The organism is Sphingomonas sp. Leaf407 (genome assembly GCF_001425385.1).
Lineage (GTDB): Bacteria > Pseudomonadota > Alphaproteobacteria > Sphingomonadales > Sphingomonadaceae > Sphingomonas.
Genome location: NZ_LMQO01000003.1, coordinates 178,794 through 200,235 on the forward strand (window position 1 = coordinate 178,794; position 21,442 = coordinate 200,235).

Annotated in this window: 11 protein-coding genes; 3 read left to right on the top strand and 8 right to left on the bottom strand. The window is 65.9% G+C overall.

What is annotated here, in order from left to right; genetic code table 11:
- The first annotated feature begins 69 nt into the window (after nucleotides 1-69).
- Complete coding sequence (locus tag ASG37_RS10240) at nucleotides 70-381, top strand: DUF3297 family protein (protein ID WP_055759304.1); 312 nt, start codon at nucleotides 70-72, stop codon at nucleotides 379-381.
- A 103-nt stretch (nucleotides 382-484) separates the two neighbouring features.
- Here ASG37_RS10240 and ASG37_RS10245 read toward each other — a convergent pair whose 3' ends face one another.
- The 6 genes from ASG37_RS10245 to ASG37_RS10270 form a co-directional block, all read right to left on the bottom strand.
- Nucleotides 485-1,432, bottom strand: coding sequence for a rhodanese-related sulfurtransferase (locus tag ASG37_RS10245; protein WP_055759307.1), 948 nt, complete (start codon nucleotides 1,430-1,432; stop codon nucleotides 485-487).
- Nucleotides 1,432-2,244, bottom strand: coding sequence for a LytR/AlgR family response regulator transcription factor (locus ASG37_RS10250; RefSeq protein WP_055759312.1), 813 nt, complete (start codon nucleotides 2,242-2,244; stop codon nucleotides 1,432-1,434). The genes ASG37_RS10245 and ASG37_RS10250 overlap by 1 nt, the downstream gene beginning before the upstream one ends.
- Nucleotides 2,241-3,341 (bottom strand): sensor histidine kinase, encoded by a 1,101-nt coding sequence (locus ASG37_RS10255; protein WP_055759315.1) that lies wholly within the window; start codon nucleotides 3,339-3,341, stop codon nucleotides 2,241-2,243. The genes ASG37_RS10250 and ASG37_RS10255 overlap by 4 nt, the downstream gene beginning before the upstream one ends.
- 149 nt (nucleotides 3,342-3,490) lie before the next feature.
- Entirely contained in the window at nucleotides 3,491-5,992 is a 2,502-nt protein-coding gene (locus ASG37_RS10260) for a TonB-dependent receptor (protein WP_055759319.1), read from the bottom strand.
- A 153-nt stretch (nucleotides 5,993-6,145) separates the two neighbouring features.
- Entirely contained in the window at nucleotides 6,146-8,275 is a 2,130-nt protein-coding gene (gene ligA / locus ASG37_RS10265) for an NAD-dependent DNA ligase LigA (RefSeq protein ID WP_055759324.1), read from the bottom strand.
- Nucleotides 8,276-8,307: 32 nt separating this feature from the next.
- Nucleotides 8,308-10,353 (bottom strand): EAL domain-containing protein, encoded by a 2,046-nt coding sequence (locus tag ASG37_RS10270; protein ID WP_162233461.1) that lies wholly within the window; start codon nucleotides 10,351-10,353, stop codon nucleotides 8,308-8,310.
- A 245-nt stretch (nucleotides 10,354-10,598) separates the two neighbouring features.
- Between ASG37_RS10270 and ASG37_RS10275 the strand changes: the two genes are divergently transcribed.
- Both ASG37_RS10275 and clpB read left to right on the top strand, forming a co-directional pair.
- A complete protein-coding gene (locus tag ASG37_RS10275; RefSeq protein ID WP_055760479.1) occupies nucleotides 10,599-12,119 on the top strand; it encodes a fumarate hydratase in 1,521 nt (506 codons plus the stop codon).
- A gap of 235 nt (nucleotides 12,120-12,354) precedes the next feature.
- Nucleotides 12,355-14,931: an ATP-dependent chaperone ClpB gene (gene clpB, locus ASG37_RS10280; RefSeq protein ID WP_055759327.1), complete on the top strand. Its 2,577-nt coding sequence runs from the start codon at nucleotides 12,355-12,357 to the stop codon at nucleotides 14,929-14,931.
- A gap of 85 nt (nucleotides 14,932-15,016) precedes the next feature.
- Here the strand turns inward: clpB and ASG37_RS10285 are convergent, their stop codons facing one another.
- The gene (locus tag ASG37_RS10285) at nucleotides 15,017-18,043 is read right to left on the bottom strand and encodes a TonB-dependent receptor plug domain-containing protein (RefSeq protein ID WP_156349114.1); all 3,027 of its coding nucleotides are present in this window, start codon (nucleotides 18,041-18,043) and stop codon (nucleotides 15,017-15,019) included.
- 258 nt (nucleotides 18,044-18,301) lie between these two features.
- Nucleotides 18,302-21,250, bottom strand: a complete 2,949-nt coding sequence (locus tag ASG37_RS10290; protein WP_055759330.1) for a TonB-dependent receptor plug domain-containing protein — start codon at nucleotides 21,248-21,250, stop codon at nucleotides 18,302-18,304.
- Between the last annotated feature and the right edge of the window lie 192 nt (nucleotides 21,251-21,442).

Sequence of the window (21,442 nt, forward strand, 5' to 3'; positions counted from 1 at the left end):
GGGGCGGGGGAGGCATCCCCCGCCCTTTGCGCTTGGCGCGCGCACGGTTTTACGGCATGGGCCGCGCCCATGACTGATACGCCCCCAGATCGCCTCTCGATCAATCCGCGCAGCCCCCACTTCGACCAGCCGGTGCTGGAGCGCGGCATCGGCATCCGCTTCAAGGGCGCCGAACGCAACGACGTCGAGGAATATTCGATCTCCGAAGGTTGGATCCGCGTCGCGCTGGGCAAGAAGATGGACCGTAAGGGCCAGCCGCTGACGATCAAGCTGACCGGTCCGGTGGAGGCTTATTTCCAGACGGCGGCGGCGGATGCGGCGGATGATGCCGGACAGGCCGAGGCGAACACCGATGAAACGAAAGCCGCCGACGGCGAGTAAGTCCCACACTCCCCTCCCTGACAAGGGAGGGGCCGGGGGTGGGTAGGGTCGTGGGAGCCGCAGCGTTTCCTCGCCGACCGACCCACCCCCGACCCCTCCCTTGTCAGGGAGGGGAGTTGTCCCCGTCACGCTCCATCCGCGCGCCGACGTGGCGTTCCCCCCGCGCAGCGGCCAGCGCGACCTGTCGGTGGCGCTCGGCCTTGCCCGCCAGCGTCGCCGCATCATGGGTGCCGGCACAGGCGGGGCACTCCACCCCTTCGCGGTATAGCGGCGAGGCGCGGTCGGCGTCGCTGACCGGCCTGCGGCATCCGCGACACAGCGCGTGCGTGCCGGGCGTCAGTCCGTGGCCGACCGAAACCCGTTCGTCGAACACGAAGCATTCGCCCTGCCACGCGCTGTCCTCCGCCGGCACCGCTTCGAGATATTTCAGGATGCCGCCGTCGAGGTGATAGACCGCCTCGACGCCTTCGCCTTTGAGGAACGCGGTCGATTTCTCGCAGCGGATGCCGCCGGTGCAGAACATCGCCACACGCTGCTTGCCCGCCAACAGTTCGGCGCGGTTGGCGCGAAACCAGTCTGGAAAGTCGCGAAAGCTGTCGGTCCCCGGATCGACCGCCCCGGCAAAGGTGCCGACTTTCACCTCGTACGCATTGCGGGTATCGATCACGACCGTCTGCGGATCGGCAATCAGCGCGTTCCAGTCGGCCGGCGCGACATAGGTGCCGACGATTCGCTTTGGATCGGTGCCCGGCACGCCCATCGTCACGATCTCGCGCTTGAGCCGTACCTTCAGCCGGTGGAACGGCATCGTCGCGGCATGACTGAACTTGGGCGCAAGATCCTCGCACCCCGGCACCGCACGGATCGCGGCGAGCGCGGCATCGATCCCCGCCGCCGATCCCGCGATCGTGCCGTTCAGCCCCTCGCCCGCGACCAGCAACGTGCCGCGCACACCATGGGCCGCCAGAACGGCCTCCAGCGTAGCGCGCACGGCTTCGGGATCGGCAACGGGAACGAAGCGGTACAGCGCCGCGACGACGATCTCGGTCATCAGTGGACGAAGCGCGCCACCACGTCGCGGTACGAGCGGCTGACCTTCACCTGCGATCCCGATTCGAGGATCAGGAAACATTCGCCGTTGGTATGCGGCTTCACCTGCTTGACGAGGTCGAGGTTGACGATCGTCGAGCGATGCACCCGCTGGAACCGGCGCGGGTCGAGCCGCTTTTCGAGGTCCTTCATCGTCTCGCGCAGCACCAGCGAATTGTCGCCGGTGTTGATGACCATGTAATCGCCCGCCGCCTCGATCATCTCGATCGTATCGACATCGACGCGGAAGATCTGTCCGCGATCCTTGATGTTGATGAGCTTCTCGAACCGGTTGGCGCCGACCGCGTCGTCGCCGCCGCCATCGGCGGCTTCCATCTCGGCCGCCGTATCGGGGGCGACCTCGGCCAGCACTTCCTTCAGCTTTTCGACCTCGGCCTGGCCGCGCTTTTCGGACAGGCGCTGGCGCACCCGGTCGAGCGTGTCGGCTAGGCGCGATTCCTCGACCGGCTTCATCAGATAATCGACCGCATCGGCCTGAAACGCGCGGATCGCATGGTCGCTGTACGCGGTGACGAACACCACCAGCGGCGGTTCGACCTCCATCAGCCCCTGCACGACCGAGAAGCCGTCGAAGCCGGGCATCTGGATGTCGAGGAAGACGAGGTCGGGCTTGTGGGTCTTGATCGATCGGATCGCTTCGCGTCCGTTGGTGCATTTGTCGATGATCTCGACATCGTCATGCGCTTGCAGCCGCAGTTCCAGTCCCTGGATCGCCAGGGACTCGTCGTCGACAAGGATGGTACGGATGGTCATGCGGCCTCTTTGGTAACGTCTTGCGTCTGGAACGGCAGTTCGATCTCGACCACGAAGCCGCCACCCGCGCCGGAGCGGGTGTCGAACCGGTGATCGGGACCATAGGCCTGTGCCAGCCGGTCCCGGATGTTCTGCAACCCGACACCGGTCGACAGCGTCGGCCGCTTCGGGCCGTCGATCAAGCCGGGGCCGGTGTCCGATACGGCAATCTGCACCCGGTTACCGGCGAGCCGAGCGGTAAGCGTGATGTCGGCCCCCTCGATCTGCGGCGTGACCGCATATTTGATCGCATTCTCGACCAGCGGTTGCAGCAGCAGCGAGGGCAGCCGCGCGTGCGCGACGCGCGCGTCGACATCGAAACTGGTGCGCAGGCGCTCCTCAAACCGCATCTTTTCAATATCGAGATAGAGTTTGAGCGTTTCAACCTCCTGCTCCAGCGTCACATGCGCGGTCGGCTCGTTGGCGAGCGTGTAGCGCAGGAACGAGGCGAGGCGGCTGAGCATCACGTTCGCCTTCTCGGTCTGTTTGAGGAGGACGAGCGTCGAGATGGAGTTCAGCGTGTTGAACAGGAAATGCGGGTTGAGCTGATAGCGCAGCATCGCGAGCTGCGCCGAGGATGCCTGCATCTCCAGCATCTGCATCTCGTCGACCTGCTGTTCGACCACGAGATAGAAGTTGATGCCGAAATACAGCGCCGACCAGCCCGCCAGCACGGTGAAGTTCAGGAACAGCGTGCCCAGCACCAGCGAGAAGCTGACGTCGGGCGATACGTTGCGGATGAAGGTGAAGACGAAGGCGTCGATCAGCGAATAGGCGAAGGTCGCCGCCGACAGGGTACACATCGTCAGGAAGATCGCCGGCAGGCGCGGCATCGACCGGTAATAGCCGTACAGCACGCTCATCAACAGCGTCAGGCAATAGCCGACGATCACCTCGACGATGTTGCCCAGCACGCTCTTGAGCGACGCCGCGCTCGCCACCGTCGAAACCGATCGCAGGATCAGATAGCCGGTCCACCCGGCCGCCTGCAGCAGCCAGAAGGCGCGGTTCTTCTGCTCGAAGAAGGGTCGCGAGAAAATGGCGGGCTTTAGCGTCATGCGCTCCGTCACATCGTTCTGCCCCTGTCCGCTTCTAGGCTGCGGGGGGCGGGTTGCAAAGCGGGTGTGTAGCGGAAACCCGCCCCAAACGAAAACCGCCGCCCCGTTTCCGGGACGGCGGTTTCGCGGATGGCCGGGTTCTGTAGGGCTTAGAACCCGAACTTGACCGAGCCGATGACGGTACGCGGATAGCCGACCGAGAAGTTCGGGTTGCCCGAACGCGCGTCGACCTGCGTGCTGATGTTGCCGAAATAGCGCTCGTCGAACAGGTTACGGACGTTCAGCGACAGGCTAGTGCGCTTCAAGCCATAATCCTCGAGGCTGAAACGCGCGTCGAGATCGACCAGCGTATAGGCACCGACGACCACGTCGTTCAGGTCGGTCGCGAACCGCTCGTCGACCCACTTGCCCTGCACGCCGAGGTTGACCGGGCCATAGTTGAACTCGGCACGACCACCGAACTGCCACTCAGGGGTTTCCGTGACCTTCTTGCCGCGGGTCGCGACGACCTGCGTGCCGGTGGTGCGGACGTTCGAGAGCAGCTCGGTATGGGTGTACGACGCGATCGCCGTCAGCCCGACCCACTGCGCCGGACGCACGGTGACGGTGCCGTCGAAGCCATAGCTTTCCACCGCGCCGATGTTGCGGTCGAACGAGATGCCCTGTTCGAAGTCGAACGAGGTCACGATGCGGTTCTTGTAGCCGATGTACCAGCCCGTGACCTGCGACTGCACCATGCGGCTGTTGTAGCGCAGGCCGAGATCGAACGAGTCGGTCTTTTCCGGCTGCACGTCGATGAACGGCGCGCGGTACAGGTTGTCAGTGCGCGGTGCCGACAGCCCCTTGGCGTAGCTGCCGAACATGCTGAGGTTGGTGTCGACGAAGTTGTAGGTGAAGCCGACGTTGGGCAGCAGCGCGTCGTAGGTATATTCCTGCGCATAGGGCGCATACAGCGGCTGGGGATTGCCCGTGCTGGTGAAGGCGGCACCCGGCTGCACGATCACATAGGGCTGCGTGCCCGTCACCGTGGGGTTGGGAATCGGCTGCGACGAGCAATAGGCGAAACCGTCGCGTGCCTGGACCGGGCAGTAGGTCTGGAGATCGCGCTTGAAGAACGGCACGCGCAGACCGGCCTGGATGGTAAAGCTCCGGTCGAAGAAGCGGCCGATATATTCGCCCGAGATCTGGTTCAGCAACGCCACCGACTTGCGATCGCGCTGGGTGATGACGAAGCCGTCGGCGGCCAGCACCGGGCGGCCGTTGCGGCCCGCGAACGGGTTTTCCGGCATGCCGTTCGAATAGAGATAGCCCCATTCGCCGGTCTGACGATGCTGCGCATTGTCATAGGTATAGGCAACGCGGACGCGCTGGTCGTCGCTGAAGTCGTAGCGCAGCGAGGCGATGCCGGTGTAGCGGTTGGTGTTGGTGATGTTCGGCGTGAAGAAGCGCACCGTATCGCGGAAATCGCCGTCGCCGTTATAGTCGACGCCCTGCGAAGCGGTCAGGCTGCCCTTGGCGCGCGCATCGCTCTCGCTCAGCGTCGTGCTGCCACCGCCATGGGCGAGGACATACTGGTACGACCCGTCGAGCGTCAGCGTCAGCCGGTCGGTCAGCGAAAAGCGCGAATTGGCGCGCACGTTGCCGGTGTTCGACGGGTTGATGCGGACGCCGTAATAGTTCGAGCAGTTGGCCGCCGCCTGTGCCGTGCCGTTCACCGGCGTCGGGGTCGAGCAGAGCGCGTCATTCTCGATGCCGTTGACGACCGCGAACTGGCTGTTCGTGAAGTCGAGCCGGATCGGGTTTTCGGGCGATGCCGCGGCGTTCGCCGCAACGACGCCGGCGGGCAGCGCGTTGCGGATGTCGCTCAGCGTCGGGTTGCGAAACTGGTTGTTGCGGTTCTCGTTATAGTGGCCCGAGATGCGGATGAAGTCGCCGTTGTCGCCCAGCGGCTGGTAGATGCCGGCGTTGAACTGCTGCTTGCGGATTTCACCGGTGCCACGGAACTTGTCGTTCGACGCCTTCGATGCCGACAGGAACGCGCGGGTGCCCGACGCGGTCAGGTTGCCGGTTTCGATCAGCCCGAACACGCGGTGGAAATCGAAATCGCCGTACGAGGCGACCAGCGTCGCCGACAGCGTTTCCGACGGAATCAGCGTGCGATAGTTGATCGTGCCGCCCGACGACGATGCGGTCGGGCTGTCGACGTCGGTCGCGCCGAGGTTGACGTTGATCTCGTCGACCAGCTCGGGGTCGAGCTGCTGGTTCGAATAGATCGCATAGTTGCCCGAATCGTTCAGCGGGAAGCCGTCGAACGTCAGCGAGACGCGGTTGCCGTCGAAGCCGCGGATGCGGATGTTGCCGCCCGACGAGCCGAACGGATCGCTCTGGGTGAAGTTGACGCCGGGAACGATGTTCAGCGCGTCAAGCACCGTGTTGCCGGGGGTCTGCTTGGCGAGGAATTCCTGATCCAGCACGACGCGCGCCTTGGGACCGTCGGGAATCTTGATGCCGTCGACGCCGTTGTCGGCGCGCGAACCGGTGACGACGATGTCTTCCGATTCGAAATCGGTCGAACCGGTCGACTGCGCAAAGGCCGAGACAGGCAGGAGGAGCGCGGCAAAGGCCACGCCGGCAAAGAGCTTGGTGTTCATAAGTCCCCTTTGAATCGCAATATTTTTGGCGCGACTCGTCAGTTGGTTCGGGCGGTGCGCTTCACCGTCCCAGCGCCAATGAACGTCGCATATTTCTATTTTCTGACAATCGAAAGGGGGTGGCCAAGTCTCTGTTGGTGCGTTGCAAAAACATCACGTTGCATTCGATACGATCGCGTTCCACGCCGCCTCGTCGATCACGCGGATGCCCAGTTCCTCGGCCTTCGCGCGCTTGGATCCGGCATCGGCGCCGACCACCACCAGATCGGTCTTTTTCGATACCGATCCGGCCACCCGCGCGCCCAGCGCATCGGCTTGCGCCTTGGCCTCGTCGCGGCTGAGCGTTTCGAGCTTGCCGGTGAACACCACCGTCTTGCCGGTCAGTTCCGAGGCGACGGTCGTGTGTTCGACCGGGGCGGGGCGGACTTCGCCCAGCAGATCGTCGACGACCGCGCGGTTATGCTCCTCGGCGAAGAAGGCGAGCAGCGCGTCGGCGACTTCGGGGCCGATGCCCTGCGTCTCGACCGCCGCGACCAGTGCCCGGCCGCGCCGCAGCACGAACTTGCGGTCGTTCTCGCCGATCGCCGGAACCGTTTCGGCGCGCACCGCCAGCGCGCGGTCGATCATCTCGCGGAACGCCTCGATCGTGCCGTAGCGCCGGGCGAGGTCGCGCGCGGTGATCTCGCCGACATGGCGGATGCCGAGCGCGAACAGGAACCGGTCGAGCGCGATCGTCCGCCGCGCCTCGATCGCGTCGAGCAGCTTGCCGACGACGAGGTCGGACATGCGCTCGCGCTGGACCAGCTCGGCGCGTTTTCCGTGCAGCCGGAAAATATCGGCGGGCGAGGAAATCAGCCCGTCGCGAAAGAATTCCTCGACCCGCACCAGCCCCAGCCCGGCGATGTCGAACGCATGGCGCGACACGAAATGGATCAGCCGTTCGACCCGCTGCGCCGGGCAGATGAGCCCACCGGTACAACGCACCACCACCTCGCCCTCACCACGTTCGGCGAGCGACCCGCACACCGGACATTCGGCGGGAAAGACGAAGGCGTCGCGCGGCTCGCCGGCGGTCAGATTCTCGACCACCTGCGGGATGACGTCGCCGGCACGCTGTACCACCACCCGGTCGCCGACGCGCACGCCCAGCCGCTCGATCTCGTCGGCGTTGTGCAGCGTGGCGTTGGTGACGACGACCCCGCCGACCGTCACCGGCTCCAGCCGGGCGACCGGGGTGAGCGCGCCGGTGCGCCCGACCTGAATATCGATCGCCCTGAGCGTCGTCTGCGCGCGCTCCGCCGGGAATTTATGCGCGATCGCCCAGCGCGGCGCGCGGCCGACGAAGCCCAGCCGCTCCTGCCAGTCGAGCCGGTCGAGCTTGTAGACCACCCCGTCGATGTCGAACGGCAGGTCGGCGCGGCGCCCTTCGATCGCGCGATAGACGTCGAGCGCCTCCGCCGTGCCTTCGCACCGCTCGAACGCCTCGGCGATGGGGAAGCCCCAGTCGCGCAAGGCCGCGACGACCCCGGCCTGAGTCTCGGCGGGCAGCGCGCTCGCCTCGCCCCAGCCATGCGCGAGGAATTTGAGCGGGCGGGCGGCGGTGACGGCGGCGTCCTTCTGGCGCAGCGATCCGGCGGCGGCGTTGCGCGGATTGGCGAACTGGCGCGCCTTGGCCGGATCGGGCGCGTCCGCCAGCAGGCGGGCGTTCAGTCCGGCGAAATCGGCCTTGGCCATATACACCTCGCCGCGCACCTCGAACACGTCGGGCGCGCCTTCGGGCAAGGTCTGCGGAATGTCGGCGATCGTCGCGACATTGGCGGTGACGTCCTCGCCGACCGATCCGTCGCCGCGCGTCAGCGCGCGCACCAGCCGCCGCCCTTCATAGCGCAGCGAGCACGACAGTCCGTCGATCTTCGGCTCGGCGGTCAGCGCCACGGCGACATCGTCGGCCAGCCGCAGGAAACGGCGGACCCCGGCGATGAACTCGGCGACGTCGTCGTTGGCAAAGGCGTTGTTGAGGCTCAGCATCGGCCGGGCATGCGCGACCTTCGCCAGATGCCCCGACGGCGCGGCACCGACCCGGCGCGACGGGGAATCGGCGAGCATGAGGTGCGGAAAGGCCGCCTCGATCGCGCGGTTGCGGCGGACCAGCGCGTCATACTCGGCATCGTCCAGTTCGGGCGCGTCCTCGCCGTGATACAGCGCGTCGGCACGGGCGATCCGCGCGGCGAGATCGGTCAGCTCGGCGGCGGCGTCCGCCTCGGTCTTGGGCAACTCGGTCATGCGCCGTGGCTAACCCCGGTAACGGTTTGCGATCAACCCCGGCGGCGGTTCATCATCCGCCGGTCGATCACGATCGGCTGGTCGAAATGCAGCCCGGCGCGGCCGTCCTGCGCCCAGCGCAGCGTCGCCGCCACCCATTGGCCATCGACGATCTCGATCCGCAGGCGATCGCCGACGAGATCGTCGTCGAACACGATCGAATCGATCAGCGCGCCGGTCGAACTCAGGTCGCGGATGCGGGCGATGCGGCGTTCGCCCGCGATCTCGATCGTGGCGCTGCGCAACATGCGGGTGCGCGGCGCGCGATTGGATTTCAGGCCGCTGCTCTCGGCGACGCCGCCGGCGCGCAGTTGCGTGATCGCCGCCTCGGCTTCCAGCGGCTGACCATAGACGAAGCCCTGCACGCTGTCGCAGCCGAGGTCGCGCACGGCGGCGATCTCGTCGTGGAATTCCACGCCCTTGGCGGTCGTCTCGATCGCCAGTGCATCGGCCAGCGTCGTGATCGCGCGCACCACCGCCGCGTTGCGCCCGGCCACGTCGCCCACGCCGCGCACGAAGCTGCGATCGATCTTGATCCGGTCGAACGGCAGGCGGCGCAGGCAGCCGAGCGACGCCGGCCCCGCCCCGAAATCATGGAGCGCGATCCGCACCCCGACCGTCTTGAGCGCGGCGAAGATCGTCGCCGAGGCGTTGAGATCGCGCAACACGCTCGCCTCCGCCACGTCCAGTTCCAGCCGGTCGGGCGGCAGGCCGGCGCGGGCCAGCGCGTTGGTGACGATCGCTGGCAAGGCCGGATTGGCGAACTGCGTCGCTGCCAGGTTCACCGCCAGATGTGTCTCGCCGCCCCAGCGCGCCGCGTCGCGACACGCGGTGCGCAACACCCATTCGCCGATCGGCTCGATCAGCCCCGATTCCTCGGCGACGCTGAGGAAGTCGGCGGGCAGCATCCGCCCGCGCTGCGGATGGTCCCAGCGCAGCAGCGCCTCATAGCCGGTGATCGCGCCATCGGCGGTCGCCACGACCGGCTGATAGACCAGCCGCATCTGGTCGAGCGCCAGCGCCTGGCGCAATTCGGTTTCGAGTTGCTGGCGCGACCGTGCCCCGTCGAGCAGCGCGTCGTGGAAGAAGCGGTGGACGCCGCGTCCTGCGCCCTTGGCGGCATAGAGCGCAAGGTCGGCATGCGACACGAGGGTGTCGGGGCCGTCGCCATGCTCGGGCGAAACCGCGATGCCGATCGAACAGCCGATCGACACGCACGCCTCGCCGATGAAAAAGGGTTGCGACAGCGCGGCGATGATTCCCTGCGCCAGCGTCGCCATCGCCGCCCGGTCGCCCATGCGCGGCAGCACTACCTGAAACTCGTCGCCGCCCAGCCGTCCGACGAGGCCGGCCTCGCTGACTGCCTTGGTCAGCCGGGCCGCGACCTGTTTGAGCAGTGCGTCGCCGACCGGATGGCCCAGCGTATCGTTCACCGCCTTGAACCGGTCGAGGTCGAGCAGGAACAGCGCGGTCCCGTCATACCCCCCTTGCGCCAGCGTCTGTTCGAGCGACATCCGCATCCGCTGGCGGTTGGCCAGCCCGGTCAGGCTGTCGAACAGCGCGAGGCGGGTGATGGCCGCATCGGACTGGCGGATCGATCCGGTATCGCTGCCGGTGCCGACGAAGCCCTCGAACCGGCCATAGGGATCGGTGGCGGGGCTGCCCGACACCGTCCAGTGCCAGTCGCCGCTGCCCTTGATCGCCGGGGTGACGGCATAGTCGGCGAAGGCGGTGCGCGCGCTCAAGTGAAAGGCGATGGTGCGTTCGGCGTCGCCGCCGCGCTCGGCGCCACCGGCGATGCGCAACAGGTCGATCAGCGGCATCCCCACCGGATCGAGGCCATGGTCGGCGAACACCGTGGCGATCTTGCCGCTGAGATAGGTCAGGCGGCCGATGCGGTCGGTCTGCCAGAACCATGTCGGGCCATGGTTCTCCGCCTCGCGCAGCAGCAGCAGCGCGCGGCCGGCATCGTCGCGGGCGGGATCGTCCGATCCCTGTACCCACGATCGCAACGCCGCCTTCAGTCCGCCGTGGTGCAACGTCCGTCCCCTTGATCCGACAGGAAGCGATAGCGCGCAGAGGTGAACGAAGTCTTTGCAAGGCAGGCGTCGCACCCTGTAGGACGGCAGACAAGAGTCCGTCTGGAAACTCGCGGAAGGGCGAGTTTCTTGTGCGGTGCCGGCCCGCTCCCCCACCCGGCCACCCATCGAGGATACCGTGTGGGTGGCCGGGTGGGGGAGCGGGCTTTCGGACAGACGCCAAACCGCTTGCCATGGACCCGCCGATGACCGTCACCATAACCGAAGCCGACCTGATCGAGAGCGTTGCCGACGCGCTCCAGTTCATCAGCTATTATCACCCGATGGATTACATCCGCGCGCTGGGCGACGCCTATGCCGCCGAGACGAGCCCGGCCGCCAAGGACGCGATCGCGCAGATCCTGACCAACAGCCGGATGTGCGCCGAGGGGCATCGCCCGATCTGTCAGGATACCGGCATCGTCACCGTGTTCGTGAAGTGGGGGCAGGACTGCCGCCTCGCCTCCGACCGGTCGTTGCAGGAGGTCGTCGACGAAGGCGTGCGCCGCGCCTACCTGCACCCGGAGAACAAGCTGCGCGCCTCGATCCTCGCCGATCCAGCGTTCACTAGGCGGAATACCAAGGACAACACGCCGTCGGTACTCCATGTCGAGATGGTGCCGGGCACGAAGGTGCATGTCGACGTCGCGGCCAAGGGCGGCGGCAGCGAGAACAAGTCAAAGTTCAAGATGATGAACCCCAGCGATTCGATCGTCGACTGGGTGCTGGAGATGCTGCCGCAGATGGGGGCCGGCTGGTGTCCGCCCGGCATGCTCGGCATCGGCATCGGCGGCACCGCCGAAAAGGCGATGCTGCTCGCCAAGGAATCGCTGATGGGCCAGATCGATATGGCGCAGTTGAAGGCGCGCGGCCCGCAGAACGACATCGAGGCGCTGCGCATCGAGCTGATGGACAAGGTCAACGCGCTCGGCATCGGCGCGCAGGGGCTGGGCGGGCTGTCGACCGTATTGGACGTCAAGATCCTCGACTGGCCGACGCATGCCGCCTCCAAGCCGGTGGCGATGATCCCCAACTGCGCCGCCACCCGCCACGCGCATTTCACGCTCGACGGATCGGGTCCGGCGTATCTTGAGACGCCGAAACTGTCCGACTGGCCCGACGTCAACTGGACGCCGGACAAGGCGGCGATCCGGGTCGACCTCGACACGCTGACCCCCGAAGTCGTCGCGACGTGGAAGCATGGCGACCGGTTGTTGCTGAACGGCAAGATGCTGACCGGCCGCGACGCCGCGCACAAGCGGATCGCCGACATGCTGGCCAAGGGCGAGGAACTGCCGGTCGATTTCCGCGGGCGCGTCATTTATTATGTCGGCCCGGTCGATCCGGTCGGCGAGGAAGTCGTCGGGCCGGCCGGTCCGACCACCGCCACCCGCATGGACAAGTTCACCCGGATGATGCTGGGTCAAGGCCTGCTGGCGATGGTCGGCAAGGCCGAACGCGGCGTCGATGCGACCAAGGCGATTGCGGAGGCCAAGTCGGCCTATCTGATGGCGGTCGGCGGTGCGGCCTATCTGGTGTCGCGCGCGATCAAGGGATCGCAGGTCGTCGGCTTCGCCGATCTGGGCATGGAAGCGATCTACGAGTTCGAGGTCGAGGATTTCCCGGTGACGGTCGCGGTCGACAGCGAAGGCCAGAACGTCCACCACCTCGCGCCCCTGGTCTGGCGCGAGAAGATCAAGCGCGAACGGCTGCTCGAAGGAGCGTGAGGCTGGAGGCGGGGCGGATGACGTCGCCCTGCCACCCCCTCAACGTCACCCCGGACTTGTTCCGGGGTCCACCGGGCCGCAGACGACGCGATCAAATCCTGACCGGCATCGCCCGCCGATAGATGGACCCCGGAACAAGTCCGGGGTGACGACGATGGACAATACCTCCTGACGACGCCTCTTGTGTTGCCGATATACCACACCATATCGCGGCCAACATCACAGGGGAACGCCCATGAACCTCGAAAAATTCACCGACCGCGCGAAAGGCTTCCTGCAAGCCGCGCAGACCGTGGCGATCCGCAACAGCCATCAGCGCATCGCCCCCGAACATCTGTTGAAGGCGCTGCTCGACGACGAGCAGGGCATGGCATCGGGGCTGATCGCCGCCGCCGGTGGCGACGCGCGGCGCGCCAATGCCGATGCCGACGCCGCACTCGCCCGGATTCCGGCGGTGTCGGGATCGGGCGCGCAATCCTCGCCCGGTCTCGACAACGACCTTGTCCGCCTGCTCGATCAGGCCGAGCAGATCGCGGCGAAGGCGGGTGACAGCTTCGTCAGCGTCGAACGGCTGCTGCTCGCGCTGACGCTCTCGCAAGGGCCGGCGGGCAAGGCGCTGACCGCCGCCGGTGTCACGCCGCAGGGCCTGAACGCCGCGATCGACAAGCTGCGTGGTGGCCGCACTGCCGACACGGCGGGTGCCGAGGACCGCTACGACGCGCTTAAAAAATTCGCTCGCGATCTGACGCAGGCGGCGCGCGATGGCAAGCTCGACCCCGTCATCGGCCGCGACGAGGAAATCCGCCGCACGATCCAGATCCTCGCCCGCCGCACCAAGAACAACCCGGTCCTGATCGGCGAACCCGGTGTCGGCAAGACCGCGATCGCCGAAGGGCTCGCGCTGCGCATCGCCAATGGCGACGTGCCCGAAGGACTGAAGGACCGCGCGCTGATGTCGCTCGACATGGGCTCGCTGATCGCGGGTGCCAAATATCGCGGCGAGTTCGAGGAACGGCTGAAAGGCGTGCTCGACGAGGTGAAGGGCGCCGAGGGCCAGATCATCCTGTTCATCGACGAGATGCACACGCTGATCGGCGCGGGCAAATCCGAAGGCGCGATGGATGCCGGCAATCTGTTGAAGCCGGCGCTCGCGCGCGGCGAACTCCACTGCATCGGCGCGACCACGCTCGACGAATATCGCAAGCATGTCGAAAAGGACCCCGCGCTCCAGCGGCGGTTCCAGCCGGTGTTCGTCGGCGAACCGACCGTCGAGGATACCATCTCGATCCTGCGCGGATTGAAGGAGAAGTACGAACTCCATCACGGCGTCCGCATCACCGACGGCGCTTTGGTCTCGGCGGCGACGCTCGGCAACCGCTACATCACCGACCGCTTCCTGCCCGACAAGGCGATCGATCTGATGGACGAGGCCGCCAGCCGCATCCGCATGGAGGTGGAGAGCAAGCCCGAGGAGATCGAGAGCCTCGACCGCCGCATCCTGCGCATGAAGATCGAGCGCGAGGCGCTGCGCCGCGAGAGCGACGCCGCCAGCCTCGACCGGCTCGACACGCTGGAGGAGGAACTCGCCAATGCCGAGGAGCAACTGGCAGGCCTCACTACCCGCTGGCAGGCCGAGCGCGACAAGATCGCGTCCGAAGCGAAGCTGAAGGAACAGCTCGACGCCGCGCGCATGGCATTGGAACAGGCGCAGCGCTCGGGCGATCTGGCGAAGATGTCGGAGCTGACCTACGGCACCATCCCGACGCTGGAGAAGCAACTGACCGAGGCCGCCGGCGCATCGGCTGGCGCGATGCTGCGCGAGGAAGTGACCGCCGACGATATCGCCGCCGTCGTCAGCCGCTGGACCGGCGTGCCCGTCGACCGGATGCTCGAGGGCGAGCGTGAGAAGCTGCTCGCCATGGAGGATGCACTCGGCAAACGGGTGATCGGTCAGGCCGAAGCGGTCCGCGCGGTCGCCACCGCCGTCCGCCGCTCGCGCGCCGGATTGCAGGACCCCAACCGGCCGCTCGGCTCGTTCCTGTTCCTGGGGCCGACCGGCGTCGGCAAGACCGAACTGACCAAGGCGCTGGCCGAATTCCTGTTCGATGATCCGAGCGCCATGGTCCGCATCGACATGAGCGAGTTCATGGAGAAGCACGCCGTCGCCCGGCTAATCGGTGCGCCGCCGGGCTATGTCGGCTATGAGGAAGGCGGCGTGCTGACCGAAGCCGTCCGTCGCCGGCCCTATCAGGTCGTGCTGTTCGATGAGGTCGAGAAGGCGCACGGCGACGTGTTCAACGTGCTGTTGCAGGTGCTCGACGACGGGCGGCTGACCGACGGGCAGGGGCGCACGGTCGATTTCTCGAACACGATCATCATCCTCACCTCGAACCTCGGCAGCCAGTATCTGACCAACCTCGGCGACGGGCAGGGGGTCGAAAGCGTCGAGCCGCAGGTGATGGAGGTGGTGCGGTCGCACTTCCGCCCGGAATTCCTCAACCGGCTGGACGAGATCATCCTGTTCCACCGCCTGGCAGCCGACCACATGGCGCCGATCGTCGACATCCAAGTCGCTCGCGTCCGTCGCCTGCTTGCCGATCGCAAGGTGAAGATCGACCTTACCGAGCCGGCGCGCGCGTGGCTGGGGCGGGTCGGCTATGATCCGGTGTACGGCGCCCGGCCATTGAAGCGCGCGGTGCAGCGCTATTTGCAGGACCCGCTCGCCGACCTGATCCTGCGCGGGTCGGTCAAGGACGGGTCGACGGTGTATGTCGATGAGGGCGACGGCGCGCTGACGTTGTCGGTGGTCTGATCCCGCACCGCCCGCATCCCGTCAAAAAGAAGGGGGCGCTTCCGATGTGGAAGCGCCCCCGTTTTTTGGCCCGAAGACCGGTTCGTTACAGGTTGAACTTCACGCCGGCGCGGTAGGCGCGACCGATGATCCCGTTGCCGCCCTGCACCGCATTGTACAGGTGCGCGCCATAGGTGACGGGGTCGAGCGGCGGCATGTCGTCGAGGATGTTCAGCACGTTGACGTAGAAGTTGAACTTGTCGTTCACCTTGAACGTCGCGGTGCCATCGACCGTGATGTACGGCGCGATGTGGCATTCGACATAGCCCGGGTTCTGGCCGCAGTCGCCCGCGGTATCGCCCTGGTCCTCGGCCGACAGGTCATAGCCGCCGAACAGGTTGGCGACGCCCGTCACCGAGAAGGTGTCGGTGTCGATCGTGTTCTGCCACGACGCGCGCCAGCGCGGCGTGCCGTTGCCGGCGGTCAGGTTGAAGTTGCCGAGCGTGCCGGCATAACGCTGGCGAGTGCCGTCGGCGAAGGTCGTCGACAGGTCGAGGATGTAGCTGGCGGTCGCTGCGGTGGTGAAGCGCACGCCATCGGCGAGATTGAACCGGCCCGTGACCGCCGCGTCGATCCCTTCCGAGCGGATCGTGTCCGAATTGACGAGCTGCGACTGCACGAAGGCGATACGCGGCAGCGCGGTCGGGAAGTTGGGATCGGGTGCGTCGGCGATGACGTTGAACCCGGTCGGGATCGCCTGACCCGCATAATAGGCGGCGATTGCCGGGGTGTTGTCGGCCGAGGTGATCGCCCCGGTCTTCTTGATGTTATAGTAGTCGACCGTGATCGTGATCGCCCGGATCGGTTCGAGGATGATGCCGCCGGTGAAGCTGCGCGACTTTTCGGGTTCGAGGTCGGGCGAGGCCAGCGTCGTCTGACCCAGCGAATAGGTGGTCAGATAGGTCGGGCACGACGTCGGCGTGGTGGCGCAGGCCGCGCCATACTGGGCACGGAAGCTGGCCGGCAGCGTGTTCGGCTGGATCGTGACATAGCCGGTCGTCGGCAGCGCGTTGGCTTCCGCGAACGACGGGATGCGGAACCCGCGCGAATAGGTGCCGCGGATCGCCAACTGCGGGATCGGGGTGAACTTCGCACCGATCTTCGGCGAGAAGGCGTCCTGCCCGCTGCTGTACTTGTCGTAGCGACCCGACAGATTGACGTCGAGCTGTTCGAAGATCGGCGCGTTCAGCTCGGCGAAGGCCGAATAGACCGTCCGGTTGCCCTCGGTGCCAAAGGCGTTCAGGCGGAAATAGCGCTGCGTCGGGCCGTTGGTGTCGGGGTTGGCGCTGGGGGCCTCGATCGCTTCGTAGCGGATCGCGACGCCGACGCCGAGCTGGAGCGGACCGCCGGGCAACTGGAACAGTTCGCGACCGATCGTGGCTTCGGCCTGGTACAAATCCGACGAGGAGTCGGTGATGTTGTCGGGCGCGATGAAGTCGCGCACCGCCTGACTGTTCTGCGACGGGTTGACGAAGTTGTACGACCCCGTGGCGATCGAGCTGAGCAGGTTCGCGATATAGACATAGCCGCTCGACGAGCGACGCAGGTCGGTGTGCATCGCGGTTGCGTTGACCGAGTAGTTCCAGTCGTCGCTGAACGTGCCGTTGATGCCGAGCGCGGCACGATACACGCGGCTGCGCGTCTCGTTATATTCCTGGATGTCGGGCAGACGACCGCCGATGCGGGCAAGCTGACCAACGCCGGCGAACGGGTTGTTCGGGTTCAGGCGACGGTCGGCGGCGGTGGCGCAGTTGACGCCCGTCGCGCAGACGAAGACCGGCAGGACCAGCGCGGCCGATCCGGCGGCAAAGGCACCACCACCGGCGGCGGTCGAATATTGCGGGAAGAGAATGCCGGCCGGCGCGTTGCCGCGAATGGTGGCGGGCAGCCCGGTGTAGTTCACCGTGCTCTGCTGGAAGTTCACCATCGCATAGGCTTCGGCGTTGTCGCCGACCTGGAAGGTGCCACGCGCCGAACCGCCGAAGCGTTCGATGTTCGGGGTGATGTTGCCGAATTCCTGCGTCACGTCCTGCGAGCAGACCGTGGTCGGCGCGTTTAGGTTGCTGCTGCCGAGCAGTTCGGCGGCGGTCAGGTTATAGGCCGAGCCGCGATCGCAGGCGAGGGTCGGGTTCAGCTTCTGGAACCGGCCGAGCGTGGTCGTGTTCGACGGATCGACCGGCTGGACATAGAAGTTGCTGGTGTTGAGCGAGAAGCCGCCGTTGCGGAAACCACCCGCCGCGTTCAGCCCGTTCAGCACGTTGTTCGGGCCGCACAGCCCGTCGTTGCAGACGCCGCGCAGATCGTCGGTGTTGTAGGGATAGCCGCGCTCGCGGTTCATCACGCCTTCCGAGCGGAAGTAGAAGCCGCTGATATAGGCGTTGTAGCCATTCTCGGACAGGTCGCCGGTGCCGGCGGTCAGGCTCAGGCGATAGTTGGCGGCATCGCCGCGCTCGGAAATACCGGCTTCGGCACGGCCACCGACGCCCTTGTATTCGCGCTTGGTGATGATGTTGACCACGCCGGCGATCGCGTCGGCGCCGTAGCTCGACGATGCACCATCGCGCAGCACCTCGACCCGCTCGACGATGTCGTCGGGGATGGTGTTCAGATCGACGAAGTTGCGCGTGCCGTCATCCGACAGCGGATAGTAGGCGGCGCGCAGGCCATCGAACAGCACCAGCGTCGAGCTGGTCGACAGACCGCGCAGCGACACCGCCGACGCGCCCGCGCCGAACGCGCCGTTGGCGGTGAACGAGTTGGTCAGCGCCGGGCCGTTGTTCGACGTAAGCTGCTGGATCGCGTCCTGCGTGGTCGTGATGCCGCGCTGTTCGAACGATTCGGCGGTCAGCACCGTGACCGGCGACGGGGTTTCGCGTGCGGTGGTGCGCAGGATCGATCCGGTGACGACGATTTCCTGGTCCTGCGCCTCGGCAGGCGCTGGGGCCTGGAGTGCGGTCGGATCATTGGTCGGCGTCGTCGTCTGGGCAGCCGCGGGCAACGCCAGCAGGCCGATGGCGAGCGCCGATCCGGCGGCGCCGGTGCGCAGGCTTGCGCGCAGCATGGTAGAAATCATCGGTCGATGAACCCCTTCACTGGTCCGTATCGGACGGTATCGTTGGCAGACGGCCTCCCTAGGCACGTCATCAACGGCAGCGGTATCGAGCGCGTTCCGGGTTCAGTAAATACGTATAACGTTATTGAGTCGCTTTTGATAACGTGTGTAACCAAACAGCAACAGAAGGTTACAACGCGGTATCGTCTTGTTGAAGCACGAAAAAAAGGGGGCGCTTCCGCAATGGAAGCGCCCCCCGGCATGATCGCTGCGATCGGATCAGAAGCGGAAGCGGGCACCCGCGGTGTAACGCCGTCCGAACAGGTCGAAGTCGGCCGAGGTTTCGAGGCCGGTCGGCGTGCCATACGGCGTGCCCGGCAGATACTGCGGCTTGGTGTTGAACAGATTGTCGACGTTGAAGAAGAAGGTGAACTTGTCGCCGACGTCCTGGCTGATCTGGATGTTGTGCAGCCAGTAATCCTTGACGTCGTTGAGCGCGAGCACATCGGGATTGTTGCTGATGAAAGCGTTGCGGATGAACGGACCGCCGCTCAGGAACGTCGTCTGCCAGCTAAAGCCGGTGCCGTTGGTGGTATAGGTCGCGCGGGCGTTCAGCTTGTGGGTCGAGAAGCCGTTGCCGAACGTGCCGGCGAACTCTTCCTCGGGTGTCGCCGGGTCGGTCTGCGTCTTGTAGTCGAGCAGATAGGTATAGTTGGCGACGAGGCTCAACTGGTCCTCGGCGCTCAGGCCGAGGCGATGGGCGAAGCGCATGCCGATGTCGATGCCGCGCACCTTGAAGCCGGCGATGTTGATGAGCTGCGCGTTGACCGTCTGGAGATAGCCGGTCTGGCCGAAGCGGAGCACATTGTCGCAATAGACCGCGTCGCTGGTCTGCAGGCACTTTTCGACCGTATCCGACCGGTCGAGCGTCGAGATTGCGTTCTCCACCTGGATGTCGAAATAATCGGCGGTGAACTGGAACCCGCGCAGGAACGACGGGGTGTAGGTGAAGCCGCCGGTGATCGTCTTGGCGGTTTCTTCCTGCAGGTTGCGGTTGCCGCCGACGAAGCCGTTGATGCCTTGGGTATCGGCCAGCGTGTAGGCGAAGGTGCCGTTCGGGTTGGCCGCAAAGAACGCTGCGATCGCCGGGATCGTCCGGCACGCCGCATCGGTGCCGCCGGCCGAGGTGCGGGTGATGCCGTCGCATGGGTCGGTGACGCCGGCAAAGGTTTCCGACGGCGCGCTGAACAGTTCGGAGTTGTTCGGCGCGCGGTTGGCGACCGCGTAGCGACCGCGCAGACGGAAGCCGTCGAACGGTTCCCATTCGGCACCGGCGTTCCAGCTCAGCACGCCGCCGATCGTCGAATAGTCGGAGTAACGCACCGCGCCGTTGAGTCCAAGATACTGGAACAGGCCCCGGTCGGATAGCAGCGGTACGTTCACTTCGCCGAAGACTTCGCGAACGTCCTGCGATCCGCTGAGATCGGGGATCTGGTTGCCCGAATTGCCGCCGGTGTTGGTCAGCGTGTCGAGGTCGTCGAACACCGATTCATAACGATATTCGACCCCGACGGCGAGGCCGACGCCGCCCGCGCCCAGATCGAACAGCGATGACGAGGAAAGGCTCGCGCTAACGACATGCTGTTCGTTGGTGATGTCCTCCGACTTGGGAACGACGGCCTGGACATAGGCGGCCGCGCGCGGATCGGCGGTGCCGCGACCGAACAGGTTGATCGGGATACAGCCGTTGGCGCGCGCCTCGGCATCGCGGCAGACGATGTCGGTGCCGACGACGTTGCCGGTGCCGACGCGGATCGAATCGAGCGACTGGCGATAGCGCGCGGTATCGATGTCCTGGCTGGCGTTGAAGTCGTTCAGATGGCCATAGACATAGCTGACGTCGTAGTTCCACGTCGAGCTAAGGTCGCCGCGGAAGCCAGCGACCGCGCGCCAGGTATTGCGCTCGGCGCGGTTGCTGCGATCGAACACGTCGTTCTGGCGACGGCGGAAGCCCAGCGAGGTGACGTTGTTGGTCAGATCGGCATCCGAATTGGCGGCGGCGATCGCCTGCGCGACCGAGGTCGGGATGAAGGCGTTGGTGATCGGAATGCCGCCCGAGGCATAGACATCGGTGTTGGCCAGCGCGAACGGCTCGATCGAGGCGTTCGAGCTGGTCCGGGCGTAGGTTATCTCGGTATACGCCTGTATATTGTCGGTGATCTCGTAATTGAAGATACCGCTGGCGAGATAGCGCTCGAGCGGCACCGCGATCCGGCGCAGGCCGTTGCGGTTGAAGCCGAACTGGCCCGACTGATAGCCGTTCAGCAGCGCCAGCGACCCGTCGGGGCGATAGGAGAAATTGTTGAGCGCACCCGGCAGGACGCGGACCGGCCCACCCGCCGCGTTCAGCAACTGGAACTGGCCCTGCGGCGCGAACGAGCTGTACGAACCCGGTCCGCAGACGAGGTTGGCGCAATCCTGCGACGAGATCGCGCGGTCGGCCGACTTCAGGCCGTTGTCGCGGTCGTAGGAAAAGTTGAGCAGGGCGTTGCCGCGATCGTCGGCACCCCATTTGGTGCCACCGGTAACGCTGACGAAATAGCGGCCGTTGTCGCCCTGTTCGGTGATGCCGCCCTGTGCGCGGACCTGAAGTCCCTCGAAGCTGTCGCGCAGGATGAAGTTGACGACGCCCGCGATCGCGTCCGACCCGTATACCGCCGACGAACCGCCGGTGACGTTGTCGATGCGGTCGAGGAAGTCGACCGGGATGTTGTTGAGATCGACCGCGGTATCGCCGCCGAACCCGCCGACGAAGCGGCGACCGTTGACCAGCACCAGCGTGCGGTTCGATCCCAGCGCGCGCAGGTTGACGGTCGACACGCCGGTGCCCGACGTCAGGAAGTTGGTGTTGGTGCGGGTCGAACCGATCGCGACCTGCGGCAGTTCGTTCAGGATGTCCGACACGTTCGGCGCGGCGCGCTGGAGGAGCTGCGCACGGTCGACGGTGGTCACGGGAACCGGCGAATCGATTTCCGGGCGGGCGATGCGCGATCCGGTGACGACGATGGTTTCGTCGGTTCCGGTCGTTCCGTCCGCCGCCGGCTGTGTTTCCGCAGCGGTTTCGGTCGTCTGCGCGAATGCCGGAGCGGTGCCCAGACCGGCCAGAACGATCGCCGAAAAGGCGGTGCCGTTGCGTAGCGAAGCACGCAGCATCGAAGACATCATCATTAGCGCCCCTTTATACCGACCCTGATCGGGCCTGTCCGTCACGCCGGGTTCGTCGGAACCGGCCTGCGGGCAAGAGTATCGAGCGCAATTCACCGCAGTGTAAACAGTGGAGGCGTAATGCTTCGGGAAAGTGACGGTTTTTCGTTTCGGGTGTAACGGTAATGCAACAGTAAAACTGGCGGTCCATTAAAG

What these genes read in the sequence shown, in the direction of transcription:
- ASG37_RS10240 (WP_055759304.1), top strand. Translation starts at nt 70, where the DNA reads ATGACTGATACGCCCCCAGATCGCCTCTCGATCAATCCGCGCAGCCCC.
- ASG37_RS10245 (WP_055759307.1), bottom strand. Translation starts at nt 1,432, where the DNA reads ATGACCGAGATCGTCGTCGCGGCGCTGTACCGCTTCGTTCCCGTTGCC.
- ASG37_RS10250 (WP_055759312.1), bottom strand. Translation starts at nt 2,244, where the DNA reads ATGACCATCCGTACCATCCTTGTCGACGACGAGTCCCTGGCGATCCAG.
- ASG37_RS10255 (WP_055759315.1), bottom strand. Translation starts at nt 3,341, where the DNA reads ATGACGCTAAAGCCCGCCATTTTCTCGCGACCCTTCTTCGAGCAGAAG.
- ASG37_RS10260 (WP_055759319.1), bottom strand. Translation starts at nt 5,992, where the DNA reads ATGAACACCAAGCTCTTTGCCGGCGTGGCCTTTGCCGCGCTCCTCCTG.
- ligA (WP_055759324.1), bottom strand. Translation starts at nt 8,275, where the DNA reads ATGACCGAGTTGCCCAAGACCGAGGCGGACGCCGCCGCCGAGCTGACC.
- ASG37_RS10275 (WP_055760479.1), top strand. Translation starts at nt 10,599, where the DNA reads ATGACCGTCACCATAACCGAAGCCGACCTGATCGAGAGCGTTGCCGAC.
- clpB (WP_055759327.1), top strand. Translation starts at nt 12,355, where the DNA reads ATGAACCTCGAAAAATTCACCGACCGCGCGAAAGGCTTCCTGCAAGCC.
- ASG37_RS10285 (WP_156349114.1), bottom strand. Translation starts at nt 18,043, where the DNA reads ATGATTTCTACCATGCTGCGCGCAAGCCTGCGCACCGGCGCCGCCGGA.
- ASG37_RS10290 (WP_055759330.1), bottom strand. Translation starts at nt 21,250, where the DNA reads ATGATGATGTCTTCGATGCTGCGTGCTTCGCTACGCAACGGCACCGCC.